This window comes from Brenneria corticis (genome assembly GCF_003115855.1).
GTDB classification, from domain to species: Bacteria; Pseudomonadota; Gammaproteobacteria; order Enterobacterales; family Enterobacteriaceae; genus Brenneria; species Brenneria corticis.
Window position 1 is genome coordinate 140,115 of sequence record NZ_KZ819071.1, and the last position, 19,779, is coordinate 159,893.

Annotated in this window: 23 protein-coding genes and 2 pseudogenes; 17 read left to right on the forward strand and 8 right to left on the reverse strand. The window is 55.5% G+C overall.

Annotated features, from left to right (window positions below; translation table 11 throughout):
* Window positions 1–7 precede the first annotated feature (7 nt).
* A complete protein-coding gene (gene gyrB, locus DDT56_RS00690) occupies window positions 8–2,425 on the forward strand; it encodes a DNA topoisomerase (ATP-hydrolyzing) subunit B (RefSeq protein WP_136164593.1) in 2,418 nt (805 codons plus the stop codon).
* A gap of 58 nt (window positions 2,426–2,483) precedes the next feature.
* Here the strand turns inward: gyrB and DDT56_RS00695 are convergent, their stop codons facing one another.
* A complete protein-coding gene (locus DDT56_RS00695) occupies window positions 2,484–3,680 on the reverse strand; it encodes an MFS transporter (RefSeq protein ID WP_136164594.1) in 1,197 nt (398 codons plus the stop codon).
* Window positions 3,681–3,923: 243 nt separating this feature from the next.
* On the opposite strand from DDT56_RS00695, the gene DDT56_RS00700 reads away from it, so the two are divergent.
* Together DDT56_RS00700 and DDT56_RS00705 are read left to right on the forward strand one after the other, a co-directional pair.
* Complete coding sequence (locus DDT56_RS00700; protein WP_136164595.1) at window positions 3,924–4,238, forward strand: hypothetical protein; 315 nt, start codon at window positions 3,924–3,926, stop codon at window positions 4,236–4,238.
* A 2-nt stretch (window positions 4,239–4,240) separates the two neighbouring features.
* Window positions 4,241–4,645 carry a type II toxin-antitoxin system PemK/MazF family toxin gene (locus tag DDT56_RS00705; protein ID WP_136164596.1) on the forward strand — a complete coding sequence of 135 codons (405 nt, stop codon included), beginning with the start codon at window positions 4,241–4,243 and terminating at the stop codon, window positions 4,643–4,645.
* Between the two features lie 47 nt (window positions 4,646–4,692).
* Here the strand turns inward: DDT56_RS00705 and DDT56_RS00710 are convergent, their stop codons facing one another.
* A complete protein-coding gene (locus DDT56_RS00710; protein ID WP_136164597.1) occupies window positions 4,693–5,865 on the reverse strand; it encodes an enolase C-terminal domain-like protein in 1,173 nt (390 codons plus the stop codon).
* Window positions 5,828–6,373: pseudogene (locus DDT56_RS25105) on the reverse strand (GntR family transcriptional regulator). The gene DDT56_RS00710 and the pseudogene DDT56_RS25105 overlap by 38 nt, the downstream one beginning before the upstream one ends.
* An 80-nt stretch (window positions 6,374–6,453) precedes the next feature.
* Here DDT56_RS25105 and DDT56_RS00725 point away from each other — a divergent pair.
* The 5 genes from DDT56_RS00725 to DDT56_RS00740 all read left to right on the forward strand — a co-directional run bounded on the left by DDT56_RS00725 (window position 6,454) and on the right by DDT56_RS00740 (window position 7,860).
* Window positions 6,454–6,948: an ABC transporter substrate-binding protein gene (locus tag DDT56_RS00725; protein ID WP_168197542.1), complete on the forward strand. Its 495-nt coding sequence runs from the start codon at window positions 6,454–6,456 to the stop codon at window positions 6,946–6,948.
* A 4-nt stretch (window positions 6,949–6,952) separates the two neighbouring features.
* On the forward strand, window positions 6,953–7,171 hold the full coding sequence (locus tag DDT56_RS00730) for a hypothetical protein (RefSeq protein ID WP_246856690.1): 219 nt from the start codon (window positions 6,953–6,955) through the stop codon (window positions 7,169–7,171).
* Between the two features lie 3 nt (window positions 7,172–7,174).
* Complete coding sequence (locus DDT56_RS00735; protein WP_136164600.1) at window positions 7,175–7,447, forward strand: hypothetical protein; 273 nt, start codon at window positions 7,175–7,177, stop codon at window positions 7,445–7,447.
* Between the two features lie 74 nt (window positions 7,448–7,521).
* Window positions 7,522–7,683 (forward strand): hypothetical protein, encoded by a 162-nt coding sequence (locus DDT56_RS24310; protein ID WP_168197543.1) that lies wholly within the window; start codon window positions 7,522–7,524, stop codon window positions 7,681–7,683.
* Window positions 7,684–7,707: 24 nt separating this feature from the next.
* Window positions 7,708–7,860 (forward strand): hypothetical protein, encoded by a 153-nt coding sequence (locus DDT56_RS00740; RefSeq protein WP_246856691.1) that lies wholly within the window; start codon window positions 7,708–7,710, stop codon window positions 7,858–7,860.
* A 28-nt stretch (window positions 7,861–7,888) separates the two neighbouring features.
* Here the strand turns inward: DDT56_RS00740 and DDT56_RS00745 are convergent, their stop codons facing one another.
* Complete coding sequence (locus tag DDT56_RS00745) at window positions 7,889–9,250, reverse strand: aminotransferase class I/II-fold pyridoxal phosphate-dependent enzyme (protein WP_246856698.1); 1,362 nt, start codon at window positions 9,248–9,250, stop codon at window positions 7,889–7,891.
* 212 nt (window positions 9,251–9,462) lie between these two features.
* On the opposite strand from DDT56_RS00745, the gene DDT56_RS00750 reads away from it, so the two are divergent.
* From DDT56_RS00750 to DDT56_RS00775, 6 genes are read left to right on the forward strand one after another with little or no spacing between them, the layout of a single operon-like run.
* Complete coding sequence (locus DDT56_RS00750) at window positions 9,463–9,771, forward strand: YdhR family protein (protein ID WP_168197544.1); 309 nt, start codon at window positions 9,463–9,465, stop codon at window positions 9,769–9,771.
* Between the two features lie 13 nt (window positions 9,772–9,784).
* Window positions 9,785–10,882: an LLM class flavin-dependent oxidoreductase gene (locus DDT56_RS00755; protein WP_136164603.1), complete on the forward strand. Its 1,098-nt coding sequence runs from the start codon at window positions 9,785–9,787 to the stop codon at window positions 10,880–10,882.
* 20 nt (window positions 10,883–10,902) lie between these two features.
* Entirely contained in the window at window positions 10,903–11,937 is a 1,035-nt protein-coding gene (locus tag DDT56_RS00760; RefSeq protein ID WP_136164604.1) for an ABC transporter substrate-binding protein, read from the forward strand.
* A gap of 16 nt (window positions 11,938–11,953) precedes the next feature.
* Window positions 11,954–12,754, forward strand: coding sequence for an ABC transporter permease (locus tag DDT56_RS00765; protein ID WP_136164605.1), 801 nt, complete (start codon window positions 11,954–11,956; stop codon window positions 12,752–12,754).
* A gap of 2 nt (window positions 12,755–12,756) precedes the next feature.
* A complete protein-coding gene (locus DDT56_RS00770) occupies window positions 12,757–13,497 on the forward strand; it encodes an ABC transporter ATP-binding protein (protein WP_136164606.1) in 741 nt (246 codons plus the stop codon).
* A gap of 27 nt (window positions 13,498–13,524) precedes the next feature.
* Window positions 13,525–14,562, forward strand: a complete 1,038-nt coding sequence (locus tag DDT56_RS00775; protein WP_136164607.1) for an aldo/keto reductase — start codon at window positions 13,525–13,527, stop codon at window positions 14,560–14,562.
* A gap of 382 nt (window positions 14,563–14,944) precedes the next feature.
* Here DDT56_RS00775 and tnpC read toward each other — a convergent pair.
* The 4 genes and pseudogenes from tnpC to DDT56_RS00790 form a co-directional block, all read right to left on the reverse strand.
* Window positions 14,945–15,655, reverse strand: a pseudogene (tnpC, locus tag DDT56_RS00780) (IS66 family transposase); the annotation flags it as partial.
* Window positions 15,576–15,872, reverse strand: a complete 297-nt coding sequence (tnpA, locus tag DDT56_RS25110) for an IS66 family insertion sequence element accessory protein TnpA (RefSeq protein ID WP_417903680.1) — start codon at window positions 15,870–15,872, stop codon at window positions 15,576–15,578. The gene tnpA and the pseudogene tnpC, both read right to left, overlap by 80 nt.
* A gap of 192 nt (window positions 15,873–16,064) precedes the next feature.
* Window positions 16,065–16,286, reverse strand: a complete 222-nt coding sequence (locus DDT56_RS00785) for a hypothetical protein (protein WP_136164609.1) — start codon at window positions 16,284–16,286, stop codon at window positions 16,065–16,067.
* A 151-nt stretch (window positions 16,287–16,437) separates the two neighbouring features.
* On the reverse strand, window positions 16,438–17,472 hold the full coding sequence (locus DDT56_RS00790) for a LacI family DNA-binding transcriptional regulator (protein WP_136164610.1): 1,035 nt from the start codon (window positions 17,470–17,472) through the stop codon (window positions 16,438–16,440).
* A gap of 307 nt (window positions 17,473–17,779) precedes the next feature.
* On the opposite strand from DDT56_RS00790, the gene DDT56_RS00795 reads away from it, so the two are divergent.
* From DDT56_RS00795 to DDT56_RS00805, 3 genes are read left to right on the forward strand one after another with little or no spacing between them, the layout of a single operon-like run.
* On the forward strand, window positions 17,780–18,085 hold the full coding sequence (locus DDT56_RS00795; protein WP_136164611.1) for a PTS sugar transporter subunit IIB: 306 nt from the start codon (window positions 17,780–17,782) through the stop codon (window positions 18,083–18,085).
* Window positions 18,086–18,101: 16 nt separating this feature from the next.
* Window positions 18,102–19,418 (forward strand): PTS sugar transporter subunit IIC, encoded by a 1,317-nt coding sequence (locus DDT56_RS00800; RefSeq protein WP_136164612.1) that lies wholly within the window; start codon window positions 18,102–18,104, stop codon window positions 19,416–19,418.
* Window positions 19,408–19,740: a PTS lactose/cellobiose transporter subunit IIA gene (locus DDT56_RS00805; protein WP_136164613.1), complete on the forward strand. Its 333-nt coding sequence runs from the start codon at window positions 19,408–19,410 to the stop codon at window positions 19,738–19,740. The genes DDT56_RS00800 and DDT56_RS00805 overlap by 11 nt, the downstream gene beginning before the upstream one ends.
* The last annotated feature ends 39 nt before the right edge of the window (window positions 19,741–19,779 follow it).

Consider the following 19,779-nt stretch of genomic DNA (forward strand, 5'->3'; position numbering starts at 1 on the left):
AACGTTGATGTCGAATTCTTATGACTCCTCAAGTATCAAGGTATTGAAAGGGCTGGATGCGGTACGTAAACGCCCAGGTATGTACATCGGCGATACGGATGACGGAACCGGTCTGCATCACATGGTATTCGAGGTTGTGGACAACGCTATCGACGAAGCGCTCGCTGGCTATTGTAAAGACATTGTCATCACTATCCACGCTGATAACTCAGTCTCGGTGCAGGATGACGGCCGCGGCATTCCTACCGGTCTGCACGAAGAAGAAGGGGTCTCCGCGGCGGAAGTGATCATGACGGTGCTGCATGCCGGCGGCAAATTTGATGACAACTCGTATAAAGTTTCCGGCGGCCTGCACGGCGTGGGCGTTTCGGTGGTTAACGCCCTGTCGGAAAAGCTGGAGCTGGTGATCCGCCGCGAAGGCAAGGTGCACGAACAGACCTACCGTCACGGCGTGGCGCAGGCGCCGCTGAAAGTGGTGGGCGATAGCGAGAAAACCGGCACCACCGTGCGCTTCTGGCCGAGTTATGAAACCTTTACCAACCAGACCGAATTCCAGTATGAGATCCTCGCCAAACGCCTGCGCGAGCTGTCGTTCCTGAACTCCGGCGTCTCCATCCGGCTGTTCGACGAGCGCGAAAAAGATAAGTCCGATCACTTCCACTATGAAGGCGGCATCAAGGCGTTCGTCGACTATCTTAACCGCAACAAAACGCCGATCCACCCGACGGTGTTCTATTTCTCCACGGTGAAAGACGATATCGGCGTGGAAGTCGCCCTGCAGTGGAACGACGGCTTTCAGGAAAATATCTACTGCTTTACCAACAACATCCCGCAACGCGACGGCGGTACGCACCTGGCCGGCTTCCGCGCCGCCATGACCCGTACCCTGAACACCTATATGGATAAAGAGGGTTACAGCAAGAAAGCCAAGATCAGCGCCACCGGCGACGATGCGCGTGAAGGGCTGATTGCCGTGGTTTCGGTTAAAGTGCCCGATCCGAAATTCTCCTCGCAGACCAAAGACAAGCTGGTGTCGTCGGAGGTGAAAACCGCCGTTGAATCGCTGATGAACGAGAAGCTGGTGGATTACCTGATGGAAAACCCGTCGGACGCCAAAATCGTGGTGGGCAAAATCATCGACGCCGCCCGCGCCCGTGAAGCGGCGCGTAAAGCGCGCGATATGACCCGGCGTAAAGGCGCGCTCGATCTGGCCGGCCTGCCGGGCAAGCTGGCGGACTGTCAGGAACGCGACCCGGCGTTGTCCGAACTCTACCTGGTGGAAGGGGACTCGGCGGGCGGTTCCGCCAAACAGGGGCGCAACCGTAAGAATCAGGCGATTCTGCCGCTGAAAGGCAAGATCCTCAACGTCGAGAAAGCGCGCTTCGACAAAATGCTCTCTTCCCAGGAAGTGGCGACGTTGATCACGGCGCTGGGCTGCGGCATCGGCCGCGACGAATACAACCCGGATAAACTGCGCTATCACAGCATCATCATCATGACCGATGCCGACGTCGACGGCTCGCACATCCGTACGCTGCTGTTGACGTTCTTCTACCGTCAGATGCCGGAAATCGTTGAGCGCGGCCACGTCTATATCGCCCAGCCGCCGCTGTACAAAGTGAAAAAAGGCAAGCAGGAGCAGTACATCAAAGATGATGACGCCATGGATCAGTACCAGATTATGCTGGCGCTGGACGGGGCGACGCTGCATACCAACGCCGCGGCGCCGGCGATGGCGGGCGAACCGCTGGAAAAACTGGTGGCCGAACACTACGCGGTGCAGAAAACCATCGGCCGTATGGAGCGTCGTTTCCCGCGGCCGTTGCTGAACGCGTTAATCTACCAGCCCACCCTGTCTGAAACGGATTTACGCGATCGCACGCACGTTCAGCAGTGGATGGAAACGCTGGTTACGCTGCTCAATGAGCGCGAGCAGCACGGCAGCGCCTACAGCTTCGTGATCCACGAAAATCAGGAACGGCAGATCTTTGAACCGGCTCTGCGGGTGCGGACCCACGGCGTGGATACCGATTATCCGCTGGATTTCGGCTTCGTTACCGGCGGCGAGTATCGCAAAATCAATCAGTTGGGCGAGAAGCTGCGCGGTCTGATTGAAGAGGACGCCTATATTGAACGCGGCGAGCGCCGTCAACCGATCGCCAGCTTCGAGCAGGCGCTGGAGTGGCTGGTGAAAGAGTCACGCCGCGGTCTGGCCGTTCAGCGCTATAAAGGTCTGGGAGAAATGAACCCGGAACAGCTGTGGGAAACCACCATGGACCCCACCAGCCGCCGTATGCTGCGCGTCACGGTGAAAGACGCCATCGCCGCCGACGAGCTGTTTACCACCCTGATGGGCGATGCGGTGGAACCGCGTCGCGCCTTTATCGAAGAGAATGCGTTGAAGGCGATGAATATCGATATCTGATCGAACTGCTTGTTAACGGTCAACTCAGCCAGCCCTTTTCGGGCTGGCTTTTTTACGGCTATAAAACCACCGCGCGCCGTTTCGCGCTCCGCAGTTCCTGGCGCAGGGTGATAAGCGCGGTGATCAGCATAAAAATCACCGCCGACCAGAAAATGGCCCGCGGATAACCGTGATCCAGCAGCCAGCCGAACAGCACCGGACCGGCCGCGCCGCCGATATTAAAACCGGTGGAGACGATGCCGAAAACGCGCCCCTCGGCGCCCGCCGGCGAGGCCGCCCGCACCAGCATGTCGCGCGAGGGGGCGATTATCCCGGACAGAAATCCCGCCGCGGCCAGCAGCGGAATTAATACCGGCAGCGGCAGCGGATAGATGGCGACCACGCTGATTAAACCGGCGGTGACGGCCAGCGCCGCCGTCGCCACCAGCCCGTGGCGGCGGGTTTTATCGGCCAGCGCGCCGCCGGCCAGCACCCCGAAGGCGCTGGCGAACAGAAAGGAGGTCAGCACCACATTCGCCTGGGATAACGGCAGCCCATAGCCGGTGACAAACGCCGTCACCGAAAAATTCTGAATCGAACCGGTGCTCAGATTCAGCAGCAGGAATAACACCAACAGCGCCATGATGGGCAGGGTGAAAAGCGCAATGCGCGGTTTTTTATCCGGCCGGGTAGTTTCCTGCGTCGCGCTCTGTAGCCGGACCGGCTGGTCGCGGCCGGTTAATAGCAGGGGAACGGTCAGCAGCCCTATCGCCCCCGCCACGATAAATGCGCTGTTAAGGCCGGCGAAGGCGGCGACGGTCAGTAAAATGCCGGGCGCAATGGCGGTGCCGAAAAAACCGGAGAAGGTATGAATGGAAAACGCCCGCCCCATGCGCTTTTCATCGATTCCCCGCGACAGCAGGGCGTAATCGGCGGGGTGATAGACCGCATTCGCCACCCCCGCCAGCGCCATCGCGGCCACCAGCCAGAAGTAGCTGCTGGACAAGCTCAGCGAGAGAAAACACAGGCTGCCGAGCGTCAGGCCGGCGGTCAGGGTGCGCCTGGCCCCGATACGGTCGACCACAAAGCCGATCGGCGTCTGCACGCAGGCGGAGACGATATTGAAAACGCTCAGCGCGAAACCCAGTTCGACGAAGCTGATGTCCCGCTGCGCCGACAGCAGCGGGATAAGCGCGGGCAGCACCATCATATGAAAATGGCTCACCAGGTGAGCGGATGAAATCTGGGCCAGCAGGGGAAGCTTCATTATTTTCATTTTTTATTGTCAGGGCGATGATGGGTTTACGGAGTCGTGTTCTCGTCAGAAACGACGCGCAGGCAGGCGTCGCTTCCGCAGGCAGATAAGGGATAGACTAACATATTGCGCATATCATTAGCGTTCAATCTTTTTGTCGCCTCGGCCCGTGGCGTAATGCGTTTTACTACTTTTTGCACGATGCCGGTAAAAAATGGTGTGCTATACTTTTGATAGCTTTTATGACGATAAGCAGGAAAAAAAATGCCAACCACAGCAAAAACAACGTCGCAGACCGGTCGCCGAAAACAGAAAAAAGAAGTGCTTCTGCGATTTCGTGAGCAGGATAGCGAGAACGGCATCAGCTTTGAAACGTTTGAAAAGCTGATGCAAATAACGGAGATGAATAAGACGGAACTACTTCATAAAGCCTTGCGTATCATGGTTAAGCAATATATCGCACCCTATGAGCAGGATGACGGCCCGTTAAGCGAACAACAGTATGAGGCTCTGAAAAAGATGAGTCCCGTATCAAACGTCTCTGAAGAGGAAATGGAAACGCTCTTTACTAAGGATTAGCAATGCTGACAGGAAAGCACGCACCCTTACCTGCGTTGGGTGATATCCTCTGGTGCCATTTCCCAGAGTCGGAAAGGTTGGGAATACCAGGGCCTAAACCGAGGCCGGTGCTGGTTGTTGGTCGCCATGCAGAGAGTTATTCGGTGTTAATTGTCTATGGGACATCGCAGAAAACGCAAAACGTTTATCCTACCGAGTTTGTTGTCTTGGCCGATGATGAGGTAACCGGGCTTTTCTACGATACGAAGTTTGACATGGCAAGGCGTATCCTCGTTCCGTTTACTCAGCAATGGTTTTCCCGTGCTCCGGTTCATCCGCCGCTTCGCCCTGTACCGAAAATGGGCGTACTACCAGCCAGGTATTACCAGGCGATGCAGGATGCCTATTTGCGATCCAAAAGACAGTAAACAAGCCGCCGTCGCTTACGTGACCGGACACTACCGCCGATACTGGCTCAACGATTGCTCGGCAGTGACTGTTTATCGGCAAGCCGGTTCGCGACAGGCCAGGGTATGTGCATACCCAGCCCCGGCTGAGTCGGCAGCAAACTCGCGCCTCCAGCGGGTTTGGGGAAATCTTCGCTCATCCACTGCCAAAAGAGCGGCGTTTCGTTATATTGATGCTCTAAACGCGCCATATTCTCAGCCAGGGCGCATGCAGTCAGGCTGGCGGCATGGCTCACCGGACCGCTGGGATTATGCGGCGAACACGTCACCCCGAACTTTTTGGCTTGACCCGCGATTTCCAGCAGGGCGCTGATGCCGCCGGCATATTTGACATCCGGCATCACCACGTCGTAAATGCCTGCCTGAAGCCAGGGCTCAAAGGCATGCGCGTCAGTTAACTCCTCCAGGCCGGCCAACCGCATGTTATAGCGATGGGCCAGACTGCGAAGCTTCTTTAATGATGGAAAGTTATCTGTTGTCTCGGGCAGCGGGCATTCGAACCAGGTCACCCCAAAAGACGCCAACTCTTCCATCACCCAAACTGCGATATGCGCATCGAAGCGCCAGTGGCAATCCGCATACAACTCGGTTGCTTGACTCAGCGCCTGGCGCGTCGCCGCCACCCGCCGCCGCCCCGCGTCTATCAGCGTGCGACCCTGACGCGTGCCCGCTGTGTCCCGCCCGACGCCATCGAAGGGCGCTATTTTGATATGGTCGAAGCCCGCCAGCTCTGCCTGCCGTGCTGCGTGCTGAAATCCTTGTTCGGTGCGTTCGCGAATACCCTGATTGATGTTGGCATACAGCGGAATAGCGTGCCGGACGGGCGTTCCCTGCCAAAAGGCGGCATGACGGCGCGCCCGTTTCCCCCTTATGTCCAAGGATGCCTGCTCTGGCGCGCTACGTACCGCCGCCGCCGCTTGCGACGAAGGCGTCGATGCGATCAACTCGTCCAGCCTTTGGCGGTTTTGCCCGCGCAGGGCCAGGCGTGCGGTTTCAAAGGGAGCATCCAGCGAGTGAGGCTGACGGTTCCACGTGGCTTCTCCCCACCCGGCCACGCCATCCTCAGCGCGCATGCCGATAAACGACCACGTGGTGTTATCTGTGACGGGGTAGTGGGCCAACGCTAGATCGGCAATCTTTGGTTCAATCATCGGGATGCCCTTCGGACGCGAAATGAGCATGCATCGCTTCCAGCAGTCGCTGCTTGGCTTTGGCCGTATGGGCAGCCGTGATGGCCGCGGCGCCTTCGGTGTCTCGGGCGGCAAAGGCCGCCAGCATTTGTCGATGATCGGCTATCACCCCCTGAAAGCGCTCTGGGCGCGGACCGTATCGTCGCCACAACGCTCTGATAAAAAGCCAGTGGCGCTCCAGAATCAGAATGGCATCCCGGTTGCCCGCGGCTTGATGGATGTGGCGATGAAACGCGCGGTTGGCATCCAGGGCCTATTGAAAATCGCCGCTGCCGACCGCGGTCTCGTGCGCGCTCTGCAGTTCCACCAGCTCGGCCAAAACGGTATCCGTTATGCGCTGGGCGGCACGGCGTGCGAGATAGCTTTCAACCATCATGCGTATATCCATGAGGTCGGCAACAAACGTCTCATTGACGTCCACCACTCTGGCGCCCTTATTCGGCAGGACGCTAATCAACCCTTCGCTTTCCAACCGCTGAAGCGCCGCGCGTACCGGCATATGCGACACGCCGAAGCGGGTGGCTAACGCGTCGATACGCAGCGGCGATCCTGGCGGGAGGCTCGGATGCGGCGTTCGATTTGCTGGATCTGGCGTTCATTATTGACAGCGATGCCCCGGATAAGGTGAAAACCCTGGGCAACGGCACTGGCCCCTTCAAACTGGCTCGCTATGAACCCGGTCAGGAGGCCGTCTTTGTCCGCAACGATGCTTACTGGCGGACGCCGCCAAGCCTGAAGCGAGTGACCATCCGCATCATTCCCGATCAGCAGTCCGGGATCATGCAGTTGCGCGTCGGCAGCGTGGACTTCATCTCGTCGGTAGATCGCGAAAGTGCCGAGCAGCTTAAAGCGGCCGGTTTAGCGACCGGAACCGCCACGGCGGAGGGGCGGGTGCTGGATCTTACTCTCAACGTCCGTAAAGCGCCTTTCGACAAGCCCGCGGCTCGGCAAGCCATAAATCTGGCGCTGGACAGGACGCGTATCGCCCATGATGTCGGCGGCCCTTCATCTTTGATCAAATGCCTACGCCTCGGGGCAGAGCTTCCTGGAACCCTTGCAGTGCGGAGGCGTTAAAACCATGGGCGTACACAAGCCGTGGTCGTTCAGCCGATCGTGGGGGCTGGTGGTACGGCTCAATCAACAGGGACAGCCGATCGCCAGCTACCATAGCCGCGCCGACGGCCAGCGCCACGGGGTGAACAGCGTGCTCGATACCGGGCGCGGGTTATGGGTGGCGTCGCGCGGCGGCGCCGTTATCCTGAACGAACGGACGGTCAGGTATCGCGTGCCGCGATAGGCGATGAAAGACGGTATCGTCTACGTCATCGAGGATCGTAAATCCGACGGTTTTTTTGAAACCGCTACCATCGCTGAAAATCTCTATGCCGGGTTGCTGGCCTCAGATCAGCACCGTTCGCCGCTGGTCAGCCGGCGCGCGCAAACGGCGCTGGCGGAGCTGTGGCGACGGCGTTTAAATATCCGCACCCTTGATCCGAATGGGCAGGAGGTTGCGTTGTCGGGCGGCAATCAGCAAAAGGTCGTGATTGGCAAAAGCCTGGTCCAGCACCCGTAGCTGATTATTTTCGATGAGCCGACGCGCGGCGTCGACGTGGACGCCATCGATAAAATTCATCAGTTGATCACCAGTTGGCCGACGAAGGGTTGGCGGTAGTGGTTATCTCCTCCTATCTGCCGGAAATCCTTAAGCTGTCGGACAGGATTCTGGTGTCGCGGCAGGGGCGCATTGTGGAAGAGTTTTCGGCGCAGCAGGCCGATGAAAAGAAAATCATGTACGCCGCGGTGCATTAAGCGGCCAACTACGGGAGAGCCGGCATGGCCTTAGTAAACTATATCGATGAAGCCCAGGCATCGCCGCGCGTCAAAGCGGTGTTTGATGACATCAAGCGGACGCGCCAGATCGACACGCTTAACAACTTCTGGCTGGCGTTGGCGAACGATCCCGCTGCGCTGGAGTGCACCTGGTAGCCTGAAAGCCTGCGCGGGCAATTCGCGCCTAATCGAAAAAGCCTTTGTCGACGGTCAGAATAGACGCGGCGATTTCCCGCGCAATTTGCGTGATTGGCTCTGCATGGGAAGGCAAATTCGTAATATTGATGGCGATATGGGGAGCGGCGGGGGCAATAAAATGGCGCGACCCTTCGCAAACTAAAATATTTTTTTGCGCCAGCGAGGCAATCACTCTGGCTTCGTTATCGACCGGCACCCACAGCAATAGCCCCGTTTGCTTTTCATCAAACCGAATGCCCTGTTCCCTAAGCGCTGACTGGAAAATGTGACGACGCTGCGCATAAATCCGGCGAATGTCTTCCATTTTTTCCAGAGACGCAGAATCGGTCAGAAGATAATAGAGCGCGCCCTGCAAAATACGACTAATCATCCCCAATCCACACGAGCGTTTCTGGCGAATCGCGGCGATATGCTGCGCATTCCCGCCGATAATGCTGGTGCGCAGATCCAGCCCGTATGCTTTACAGAACGAGCGAACCAGCACCGTCTGGTCGGGCAGCCAGCATCCCACGCTGGCCGGAGTCGCCGTTGATAATGGCCCCAGCGGATCGTCTTCGATAATCTTCACGTCGGGGTAGCGCCGGAGAACGTTGGCCAGGCGCTTTGCCTGCGCTGCCGTCACCGTTCGGCCTAGCGGCAGATGAGAGCGCGGCTGATAAATGAATGCGACGACGCCTTCATCCAGCGCGTGTTGCAATCCTTCAACGCTGGGTCCCTGCTCATCCCAGGGCACGCCGACAGCGTTGACGCGCAACAGCGAAAGAATTTTCAGCAGCCGCGACGAGGTAGGCTGTTCAACGGCGATGCTCATCCCCGGTTCGCACACGGCCGAAACGGCCAGAAGAATGCTCTCCGAGCTTGCGCCGGCAATCATCCAGTCGTTCGCCGCGAACGGCCACGCGTCGATGGCTAAGCTTTTTAACGAAGGAATAATGTATTCGAGACTGGCGCCGTGCAGCCCCGGCGCAGCGAGACCATAGCTTAACGCCTGGCTCAGATCCGGCCGCAGCGCGGGATCGCCCGACGCATGGGACAGGTTGACGCTCACCGATTCCGCGTCGGCATGCCAGCTTTCAGCGGACCGTTTCATCACATAGGTGCCACCGCGCCGGTAGGTTTCAATATAGCCGGCGTTGCGCAAAATGGACCAGGTGGCGGCAATCGTATTCAGACTCAGTCCCATGCTGGCGGCAAATGAACGCACCGTGGGCAAGCGAGTGCCTGTCAGCAGTTGCTTGTTATCGATTAGACGCATGAGTTCGGATGCCAAGCCCTGTGATTCCGTCTTGGTACAGCTTTCTCTGAGTTGCTCTGCGCTCACCTCAAGAATCGACCCCATCTGTTGCATACTCACGAAATGCGTTCCTCACATTGGCCTTCAAAAAATCGTTTGGCGACATTAGTTTGCGCCTTCATTTATAACAAAAAAACCGGTGCGCGATCAAAACATAAAAACATATATAAAAAACAAAAAAGGTTATCATATTATGTTTGTTTGGTTATGTTGTGGTTATGTTTAAGTTAAATGCACTGACAACACATCATTCGAGGAACAAAATTATGGGAAAAGTTATCGCGCAGGTGAATTACAACAGCACGTTTACCGACGAAAAATCACGTGAAGAAAAGCGCTTAATGGCCGAAAGCCGCGCCAGCATTCCCGGTTTCATCTGGAAAGTGTGGTTGAGAAATGAAGAGACGGGCCGCGGCGGCGGATTGTTCTTGTTCGAGAATCGGGCTGCGGCCGATGCGTGGGTGGCGGGGCGCGCGAACCGGAAATTTGCGCCAACCACCAGCAATATCACGGTTGAATTATTTGATGTCGATGAGGAGTTGACTCGCATCTCTCGCGGACCAATCGACCTCTGAACAGGGGAAAGACATGAGCGTTGAAATCTACGGCCACTTGACGTTTCGCGATGAATCCGAAGTTCATCTCGCTACCGGGCAAGCGCTGGATACCGATTACATCATCCGTCAGGCGCGAGAACATGAATACGCCGGGTTCGACGGCGTGCTGGTCGGTCTGGGCGGTGACGGGCCGGAAAGTTTGCAAATCGCGGCTCAGGCAGCCGCGAATACCAACAGGCTGAATTTCCTGGTCGCCTACCGTCCCGGCCTGGCTTCACCGACGCTGGTCGCGCGCAGCTACGCCACCCTGGATCAATTCTCCAGGGGGAGAATTCGGCTGCATGCCATATCAGGACGCAACAACGACGGCCTTAAAAATACTGGCGACACGCTGACCAAAGGCCAGCGCTACGGCCGCACCAGAGAGTTCATCCAACTGCTTAAAAAGACCTGGACGGCCCGGGAAAAGTTCGCTTATCCCGGCGAGTACTTCACCGTTAATGATTTCGTCGCCAGCGTGTTTCCCTATCAACAACCGCGGATTCCGATCTATTTCGCCGGTAACTCCGAAGAGGCTTACGCGGTGGGGGCTGCCGAGGCGGATGGTTATGCGCTCTATGCTCAACCTCTCGCGCAGCTGCGCGAGGATATCGCTCGCATTCATGCGGCGGCGAGGGAGAGCGGGCGTGAAGACCTGCCGCGCATTATTGTTCTGGTGCGCTTGATAATCGGTCAAACCGACGAATTAGCCTGGCAACGCGCGGAAGAAATGCGTGCGACGGTAATAGCGCAAAGTCAGCAGGCCAAACCTGACGAAACGCGCTGGCTGCCCGCGCGCGATGGGCGGGAGAGCAGCGCGGGCGACCTTAAACAGGTTGCCGCCAATCAGCAGGGCGAAAGGCACGATAAAGCGCTATGGACAGGGCTTTCAGGCATTACGCAACGGGGTAAATCCACCGCGCTGGTGGGATCGCCGGAGACGATAGTGGCGGCGTTGGCCGATTATGTGGAGGCCGGCGTGTCGACGTTTATTCTCGATGGATTCCAGCGGCTGCGGGATGTCCCGGAAATCGGCAATTATATTTTGCCGCGCTTGCGTGAGCGTCTCAACACTCATCCATCGTTCTGAATTTGCCGAGAGAAAATATAATGATTAACTTTTGTTTGCGGCTGCAAAGCCGCTTTTTTTTAAAAATTATCGGCATGACCGGCCTGTTGCTCTCTACGGCGCCAGCCTCATTCGCCAATACCAGTGGAAATTTACCCATTTTAAAAATAGCGGCGATAAGCATCGGCGATCCTTCTGTATGGACCATTGAGTACATGAAGGAAAAAGGAATCGATAAAAAAAATGGCTTCGATCTGCAATATAACCTCAAGCCTGTTTCTGTGGCCTACAGCGAATTCGTCAATGGAACCGATCAGGTCTGCATGTGCTTGACTATCGGCACCGCCGCCCGATTTGTGCTCAAGGGATTGGACGCTTCTCTGGTTTCGACCTACAGCAATTATGCAAACAGCTATCTGGTCACTGAAAACAAGGATATCCAAAAGCCGCAGGATATTATTGGGCATTCGGTCGCCGGTTCGACCGGATCGGGTTCATGGGTGTTTCAGCAGTATATTTTACGCGAGCACCAAAATATTGATTTAAGCAAAGTCACTATTCCTTCCATAGTTGCTTCAGCGCAAATCGCCAATCTCATTGCCCAGCGGGTGGATGCGATTACCGCCTATGACGATACGCGACTCAAACTGAACGAATCACAACCGGGACGCTTCCGTTTCATTCCGACGTTTGATAAAGACAAATGGTACAAGCTGACGCAGGTGCGCTATATCCCAATGTTCTTCCTGGGCGTGCGGAAAGCCTGGAATAACGATCCTCAGAACCATCGGTTATTAGTGCGCTTTGATAAAGCCTATCGCGAATCGCTGGCCGAGATTAAAAACGATCCGGCTGCGGCGGCCAAGATATTGGGCAGCGAGCGGGTGCGCAGCTCTGATGACTACATGGTCAAAACGCTGACCACGCTAGGCGACGCCGATAAAGTGGTGCCGGCCACCGATCTGCGTACCGCCATTTCAGTATTGACCCGATCGCTTTTGCCTGACGCGGGATTACTTGATCGCCCCTTGACGGACAGCGAAGTTGACAGCCTCATCACACCGTTGACGCCTTGACTGAGAGGTTAGAAAAATGGATCACACGCAGACGGAGTCAGTTCATATCGAACCGCCAAAAAAACGGCGGGTAAAAAGACGATATGAAGGGTTCATCGCCATCATTCTACTGATTGTCGTTTGGGAGACAGCCGCACAGTATTTGCCTCCCATTCTATTCCCTTCGCTAACGGAGGTGGCGGTCCGGTTCATACAGATGTTCCATGACGACGTGCTTATTCATACCACGCTGTTGACCTATGCACGTATTCTCGTCGCGGTGATTTTTTCATTTATCGTCTGCTCGGCAGCAGGCATTCTGGCCGGACTTTATGCGCCGGTAGACCATTTTCTGTCGCCGCTCATTCAGATTAAGCAGGGCGTGCCCAGTCTGTGTTGGATAATATTTTCAATTATCTGGTTTAAAGACGTCGAAATCAGAAATGTGTTTATCGTTTTTATCAGCACATTACCCAGTCTTTATTACCTTTCTCGCGATGGTGTGCGCGCCATTCCCACCGATCTGTGGGAAATGGTCAGGGCCTGGCGTCCGACCAGATTACAGCTGATATTCAAATTGCTATTGCCTTCCATTCTGCCGAATCTGGTGACCGGCCTGCGCGTCAATATTGGCACCGGCGCACGCGTGGTTGTTTTTGCCGAGCTGCTCGGCGGCGTCAGCGGCGTTGGCTATCAGCTCAGGATCGCTGAAGAGCAGTTTCTTATGGATCAGGTATTGGCATGGACGGTCGTCTTAGTGTTTTGGATTTTAGTTTGCGACAACCTGTTGAAAATTTTTGAAAATAAAATGCTGCGCGCGCGTGGAAGCAAGGGGTAACCATGACGAATGCGATGGTATTTAATGGCGTAGGCAAAGATTTTAATCAGAACGGCCATCCAACAACCGCGATACGCCATCTCTCATTTACCGTCCGACAGGGCGATTACGTATGCGTATTAGGCCGTTCAGGCTGCGGGAAATCGACTTTGATTAATTTGCTGCTGGGATTACTCAGTCCCGATCGGGGGGACATCTCTGTATTCGGCAGCGATCCGTATAAAGAATTTCAGATTCTTAAAGGCAGAATCGGCTGCGTATTTCAGGGTGATCGCTTGCTACCGTGGCGCTCGGCGATAGATAACGTCCTGCTGCCCGGCGAAATACTCGGATTGAAATCTGTTGCGCATCAGCAGCAGGCAATTACATTGCTTCATCAATTCGGCCTTAAAGGATTTGAGCACGCCCGACCGAGTGAACTGTCCGGCGGCATGCGTCAGCGCGTTGCGATTGCGCGAGCGCTTATCAGCAATCCTGACATCCTGCTGGCTGACGAGGCGTTCGGCCATTTAGACGAAGCGACAGGCGATAGCCTTCGTCATGATTTTAAAACCATCGCTAAAAATGGCCGTAAAACGGTTCTGCATGTCACGCACTCTATCGATGAAGCGTTGAATTTAAGCGATGAGATAATCGTATTGGGCAGACCCGGGAAATTGCTGAATATTTACCCCAACACGCCGGAAATAAACCGCTCGGATCTGCGCAAAAAAATCGTAGCGGATTTGAAAATCGTTCACTGAGATTATTTGTTTGAATTCGGAGTTTTGATGAAAAAAATAAAGCTAGGGCGTACGGGTCCTGACGTTTCGGCCATTTGTCTGGGCTCGATGACCTGGGGTAGGCAAAATACGGCGAGGGAAGGGCATGCGCAGCTCGATTATGCAACGGAGCGCGGCGTTAATTTCATTGATACCGCTGAATTATATCCCGTCAATCTGGTGCAGGCTGAAACGGCAGGGGTAACGGAAAGTATCATCGGCGACTGGTTGTCAAAAAAACAGCGCGAAAAGTATGTGATTGCCACCAAGGCCACCGGACGCGGTCAGATTGGGCTGCGCCAGGGCGCGCCCATAACCGGCAAAATTCTTTATCAAACCGTGGATGCCTCGTTAGCGCGGTTAAAAACGGATTATATCGACCTTTACCAGCTACACGTTCCTAATCGCAATCACTATCACTTTCGTAATATTTGGGGGTTCACCCCCACGAACGATAAAGACGCCATTATTGATAGCATGGCCGACTGCCTGCACGCTCTGGCGGAACTCCGGCGAGCAGGGAAAATACGCGAGTTTGGCTTGTCGAACGAATCGAGTTGGGGCATGGCGCAGTGGCTGCGTTTGGCCGAGCAGGGAATCGGACCGCGGCCCGTCGCTATTCAAAATGAGTATTCGCTGCTTTGCCGCTATTTCGACAGCGATCTGGCGGAGCTGGCGGTGAATGAAAGTATCACGCTGCTGGCTTATTCTCCCTCGGCGCAGGGGTTGTTGAGCGGCAAGCATCGCGCCGACGTTGTGCCGCCCCATTCGCGACGCAAGGTGAATACGAATCTAGGCGGACGGTGTACGCCGAACGTGTGGCCGGCGATAGGTGCCTGGGTCGGGCTGGCGGACGAACTCAACCTGCATCCCGTCACGTTTGCCGTTGCGTTCGTCATGTCGCGCCATTTTCCGGCCATACCCATCGTCGGGGCCACCAGCATCGATCAACTGAAGAGTTCGCTTGATGCCGTACAGACGTCGTTATCGGAAGAAACCCGCCGACGCATCGATGCGACCTTTAAGCAGCATCCCATGCCGTTCTAACCTGGCATGAACGGGTTGTTCGGCGGCCGGATACGGCGTTTGGCCCGAAGCGCGACAGTTCGCTATGCGCCCTTTCCTCTCTTTCGTTCTTTCCCCCCTGTCCCCACGATGTTAATTTGACGACCAGACACTAATTATTTTCTTTTTGCATATTAACTTATCACTAAAATGCATTTTATTTAATTTATGGCGAGTGATAGGGTCCGCTGACCTGCCGCAGCGCAGAGAGAATCGCTCAGACCCATTTCTGATAAAACATTGTGAAAGGATGAAGTAATGAACGTGAGATATTCGCAGAGAACAGGCGTCCGTCGGAATTTACTTCTGTCCGCCATGACTCTGCTATTTCTTTCGTAAACGCCGTCAAATCGACGTATTTGTCCTATCCATACTGCGGTACATTTTTTGAAAAAGGGACAAGGTCCACATTCCAGGGCAATAACTCGTCGAGTTTCTCTTGCGTATCCACTTCGCCGATGTGGTCCAGCACATACTGAATATAGGGCATGGGCTCCAACTGATTGGCCTTCGCCGTCTCGATTAAGGAATAACACCCGGCACTGGCGCTGGCACCCTGTGAACTGTCTGCAAACAGCCACGCCTTGCGACCGACCGCAAACGGGCGGATCGCATTTTCCGCCAACGCATTGCTGATGTTTACATGCCCATGCTCGCAATAACCTGTCAATGAGGCCCAGTGGTTGAGTGTGTACTCCATGGCCTGACGCGTCAGCGAGCCTTTCGTCATCTTGTCGACATTCTGCTCCAGCCAGGTTTTGAACGCATCAAGCAACGGCAGGCTGTATTGCTGACGAGCCTGATATTTATCCGTTTCACCGAGTCCCTGTAGGCGTCGTTCAATTCCATACAGTTTACCGATGTACCCCAGCGGCACATCCGCTTTCGTGGGTTTGCCTTTCTGAGCCTTCTCTCCCCTGGGCGCCGCTTTGCCCGCTTGTCGGGCATGATCCCAGCAGCCGATACGCACCAGGCGGTTCTCACGGCACACTGCGTCATAACCGGCATAACCATCGGTTTGCAAAATACCCGTGAATCCCGCCAAAAGGCGCACGGGAACGCGACCGGCTCGGGTCATACTCGAACCGCACCATCGGCTGGCCGTTGGGCAATGAGAGCGTCAGTTCGGCAGAATTGGCCTGTACGGTGGCGGCGACTTTGGCAAAGCCGGGTGAAATGCGGTCTTCGGGAGTGCGATTTTTTTGCCGCCAGTAGACAAACTGGTGATATGTCAGTTGCTGTTGTTGACAGAAAACCTGGCCAGAGAGACCGGATGCTTGCCAGACGGTGATCTGTTCGCGCCATTAGTCGGCCCGCTGTTGAGAGTTCATGATTGCGCCTCTGTGTTTATGGTAGACAGCGGCAGTGTGGCGCAGTTGATCACTGAAAAAAAGATGTCGACTTAAGGGCGCTTACCGTTTGATCGCTGCCATCCCACAAGAGCGCTACAGCGTCAAATCTGTCTGAACGCGATGAAGGGCGCGTCAAACTTCCAGCAGATCTTCGATTTGGGCTTTCGGCTTCGCGGCTTCCGGATCGGTTAAACGCCGGGGACGATCGAAAGGAATCGCAATATTGGTGTAAGCGGTCTGTTTCAGGTATTGCTCGGCGATGGCCTGCTGCTGGCCGGACTGCCAGATCAGAATACCGAAGGTAAGCGTGAAGCCGAGGGCAATGGCGGTAACGCCGGTAAGGAGCATCAGCATGCGTGTGCCGAGTTTTCTTTTTTATGGATGATTGATTGATGACCTGGCTGTACGGGTAACGATTTATTAGTAGGCATATAGGTATATCCCCTGTGATATACGTGCAAACGGCACAATTTAATTGATTTTAATCAATTAGTTACTTACCCGTTCAGCGTTGTCGGGATTTCCGTAATGCGGCGGGGCCTTTACCGACCGACTCACGGACGATCAGTCGGCCTTTAAATGCCGGCGCCGGGCGGGCGGTTTCCCCCTCCAGCCGGCTGAGCAGCTTTTCAAGGGTGCTGTTTATCATTTCGGCGACGGGAACATGTACGGTGGTCAACGCGGGGTTAAACCAGGAGGCCATGGGCAGGTCGTCGAAGCCCAGCAGAGAAACGTCCCGCGGTATGGCTATGCCGCGCTCGCGAAACGCTTTTGCCGCGCCGATGGCCATATCGTCATTGCTGGCGACCAGCGCGCTGAAGGCGGCGCCGCGCCGGTGCAGCAGCGTCGCGGCGGCGTAACCGCTTTCCGGCCCCCAGTCTCCCGGCGCCACCAGCGCGGGATTAAATGCAATCCCCCGGGCCGCCAGCGCCTGCCGGTAGCCCGCCAGGCGGCTCTCCCCGGTCGGCGATCCCGGCGAACCGCTGATAAAGGCGATGTCCCGATGGCCCTGGTCAATCAGGTAGCTCACCGCATCAAAGCAGTGCTGCTGGTGGTCGGCGCAGATACCGTTTTCCGCATGCTGATTCAGTTTACGGTTGATCACCATAATGGGCTGTTGGTGCTGGCCGATAATGGTTTCCAGTTCGGCGATGGACAGAAAGCGCGGGTAGATAATGACGGCGTCGCAGCGTAAATCGAGCAGAAACTGAATGGCCTGCCGCTCCTCTTGCGCACTGTGTTTGCCGTCGGCGAGAATTAACTGTCGTCCGTGCTTTTCCGTCATGGTGGCGGTCTGAAACAGCAGTTCGCTGAAGTAGGGGCCGTTATATAGCGTGTTGGTGACCACCAGACCGATGCTTTGCGATTTGCGGGTGGCGAGGTTGCGCGCCAGCAGGTTCGGCCGGTAGCCCATTTCCTCTATCGCCCTGAACACCCGATCTCGGGTGGTTTTGCTGACGTAATTATTGCCCGTCAGTACGCGTGATACCGTCGCCTTTGATACGCCTGCTTTTTTCGCCACATCGAGCATGGTTGTCATTCTGTTTTCTCAATTCGCCAAGTCAGACTGAAACGGTTTCCTGCTTCCCCTGTTTATTATAAGGATAAACAGATCGGTTTTTTATAGTCGTTAAACAAGGTACAAGGAAGTTTTTTATGGCGGGCGTCCTGCCCGCCACCTTCCAGGCCGTCGCAGGCGACGTTGAAAAACGCTCCCGGCGTTTTTTTATTACCCATCGAATCTGTTTATGATCCCCTTCAAAAAACGGGAAAATTAAAATGAAACCGGTTGCATATTAAGGGTTGCGTTGCTTGAATAATAAAAAAAACAAACGGCGAGGTGCGGGATGAATAAGATTCTACTCTGTTGCGCTGCGGGCATGTCCACCAGCATGTTGGTCCAGCGCATGGAAAGGGCCGCGCGGGAAAAAGGGATCGCCGTTGAGATAAAAGCCGTTGGTTTTGATGAATTTAATGAAGTTATTTCCGGGTATGACTGCTGCCTGCTCGGGCCGCAGATCAAGTACAAGCTGGCGGAGTTCAAAGCCATTGCCGATGAGCAAAACAAGCCCGTCGCCGTTATCAATACCATCGATTACGGCATGATGAACGGCGAGAAGGTACTCAGCGCCGCGCTGGCGATGATCGGATAAATTACGGGAAATAATAATGAGCACATTTAGCGAATCATTATTCAGCGTAATTGAAAACCGTATCAGCCCGATTGCCGTCAAACTTTCCGCTCAGCGCCACGTAACGGCAATTAAAGATGGATTTATCGCGGCCATGCCATTTTTGATTGTCGGCTCCTTTATGCTGCTATTCGCCCATCCGCCGTTCAGCGCCGACAGCCAGTGGGCGTTCGCGCAGTGGTGGCTGGCAATGGTGGAACGCCATAGCGAACAGATCATGATGCCCTACAATATGACCATGGGGATTATGGCGCTCTATATCGCCGGCGGCATTGCCTATAATCTGGCGCAAAGCTACAAAATGAATGGCTTTATGGCGGCCAGTTTAGCGCTGATGTCGTTTCTGGTGGTGGCGGCGCCGCAGACGGGCGGCGGTTTACCGGTGGGGGCGCTGGGGGGGGAAGGGATTTTTACCGCCATTCTGGTTGCGCTCTACGCCACGGAGTTAATGCGCTTTTTGCAGCAACGCAACATCGGTATCCGCCTGCCGGAACAGGTGCCGCCGAAGATCCGTCAGTCTTTTGATCTGTTGATTCCCATCCTGGCGGTTTTCCTGACGCTGTTCCCGCTCAGCCTGCTGATTCAGAGTCAGTTCGCCATGCTGCTGCCGCAGGCGATTATGGCGATCTTTGCGCCGGTTCTCTCCGCCACGGATTCGCTTCCCGCCATTTTGATCGCCGTGCTGTTGTGCCATCTGCTGTGGTTTGCCGGCATCCACGGCGCGGTGATTGTCAGCGGCATTCTCCAGGCGTTCTGGCTGACCAATCTGGGGCTTAACCAGCAGGCGCTGAATGCGGGCGCACCGATTATCCATATCTTTATCGAGCCGTTCTGGCAGTTCTTTATCGTGGTAGGGGGCTCCGGCTCGACCATGGGACTGGTCTTGCTCTATCTGCGCAGCCGTTCCGCGCATCTGCGGGCGATTGGCAAACTGTCCGTGGTGCCCGGCATGTTCAATATTAATGAACCGGTCATTTTCGGCTCTCCGGTGGTGATGAACCCGTTATTGTTTGTACCGTTCATTACCGCGCCGCTGGTCAATGCGGTCATCGCCTATGTGGCGACCAGAACCGATCTGGTCAATCGCGTGGTATCCCTGGCGCCCTGGACGACGCCGGGGCCGATAGGCGCCGCCTGGTCCACCGGCTGGGATTGGCGCGCCGTAGTGCTGGTGGGGTTGCTGATTATAGTGTCGGCGGTGATTTACTACCCTTTCTTCAAAATGTATGAACGTCAACTGTTAGCGCAGGAAAAAGAGACGGTGAAAACCGAGGGGGTTGCTGATGGTGGTTGATGAAAACACGGTAATGGAACTGATTATTTATGCCGGAGAAGCCCGTTCCAACGCCATGGAGGCTCTGGACGCCGCCAGAAAACGGGCGTGGGGCGAGGCGGACGCGCTGCTGGCCGCCGCCTCCGCCGCCGCGCGTAAAGCCCATCAGGTTCAGACCGCGCTTATCGGGGCGGATGAGGGCAGCGGAAAAATTCCCATCACCCTGATTCTGGTCCATGCGCAGGATCACCTGATGAACGCCATTCTGTGTCGCGAACTGGTGGAAGAGCTGATTTATTTACATAAAGAGATCGCGGCGCTTGACGCATGCCGTTCGGATTAACGGCGGCGACCGCCGGTTTATTTTATCAAACGCAGAAAA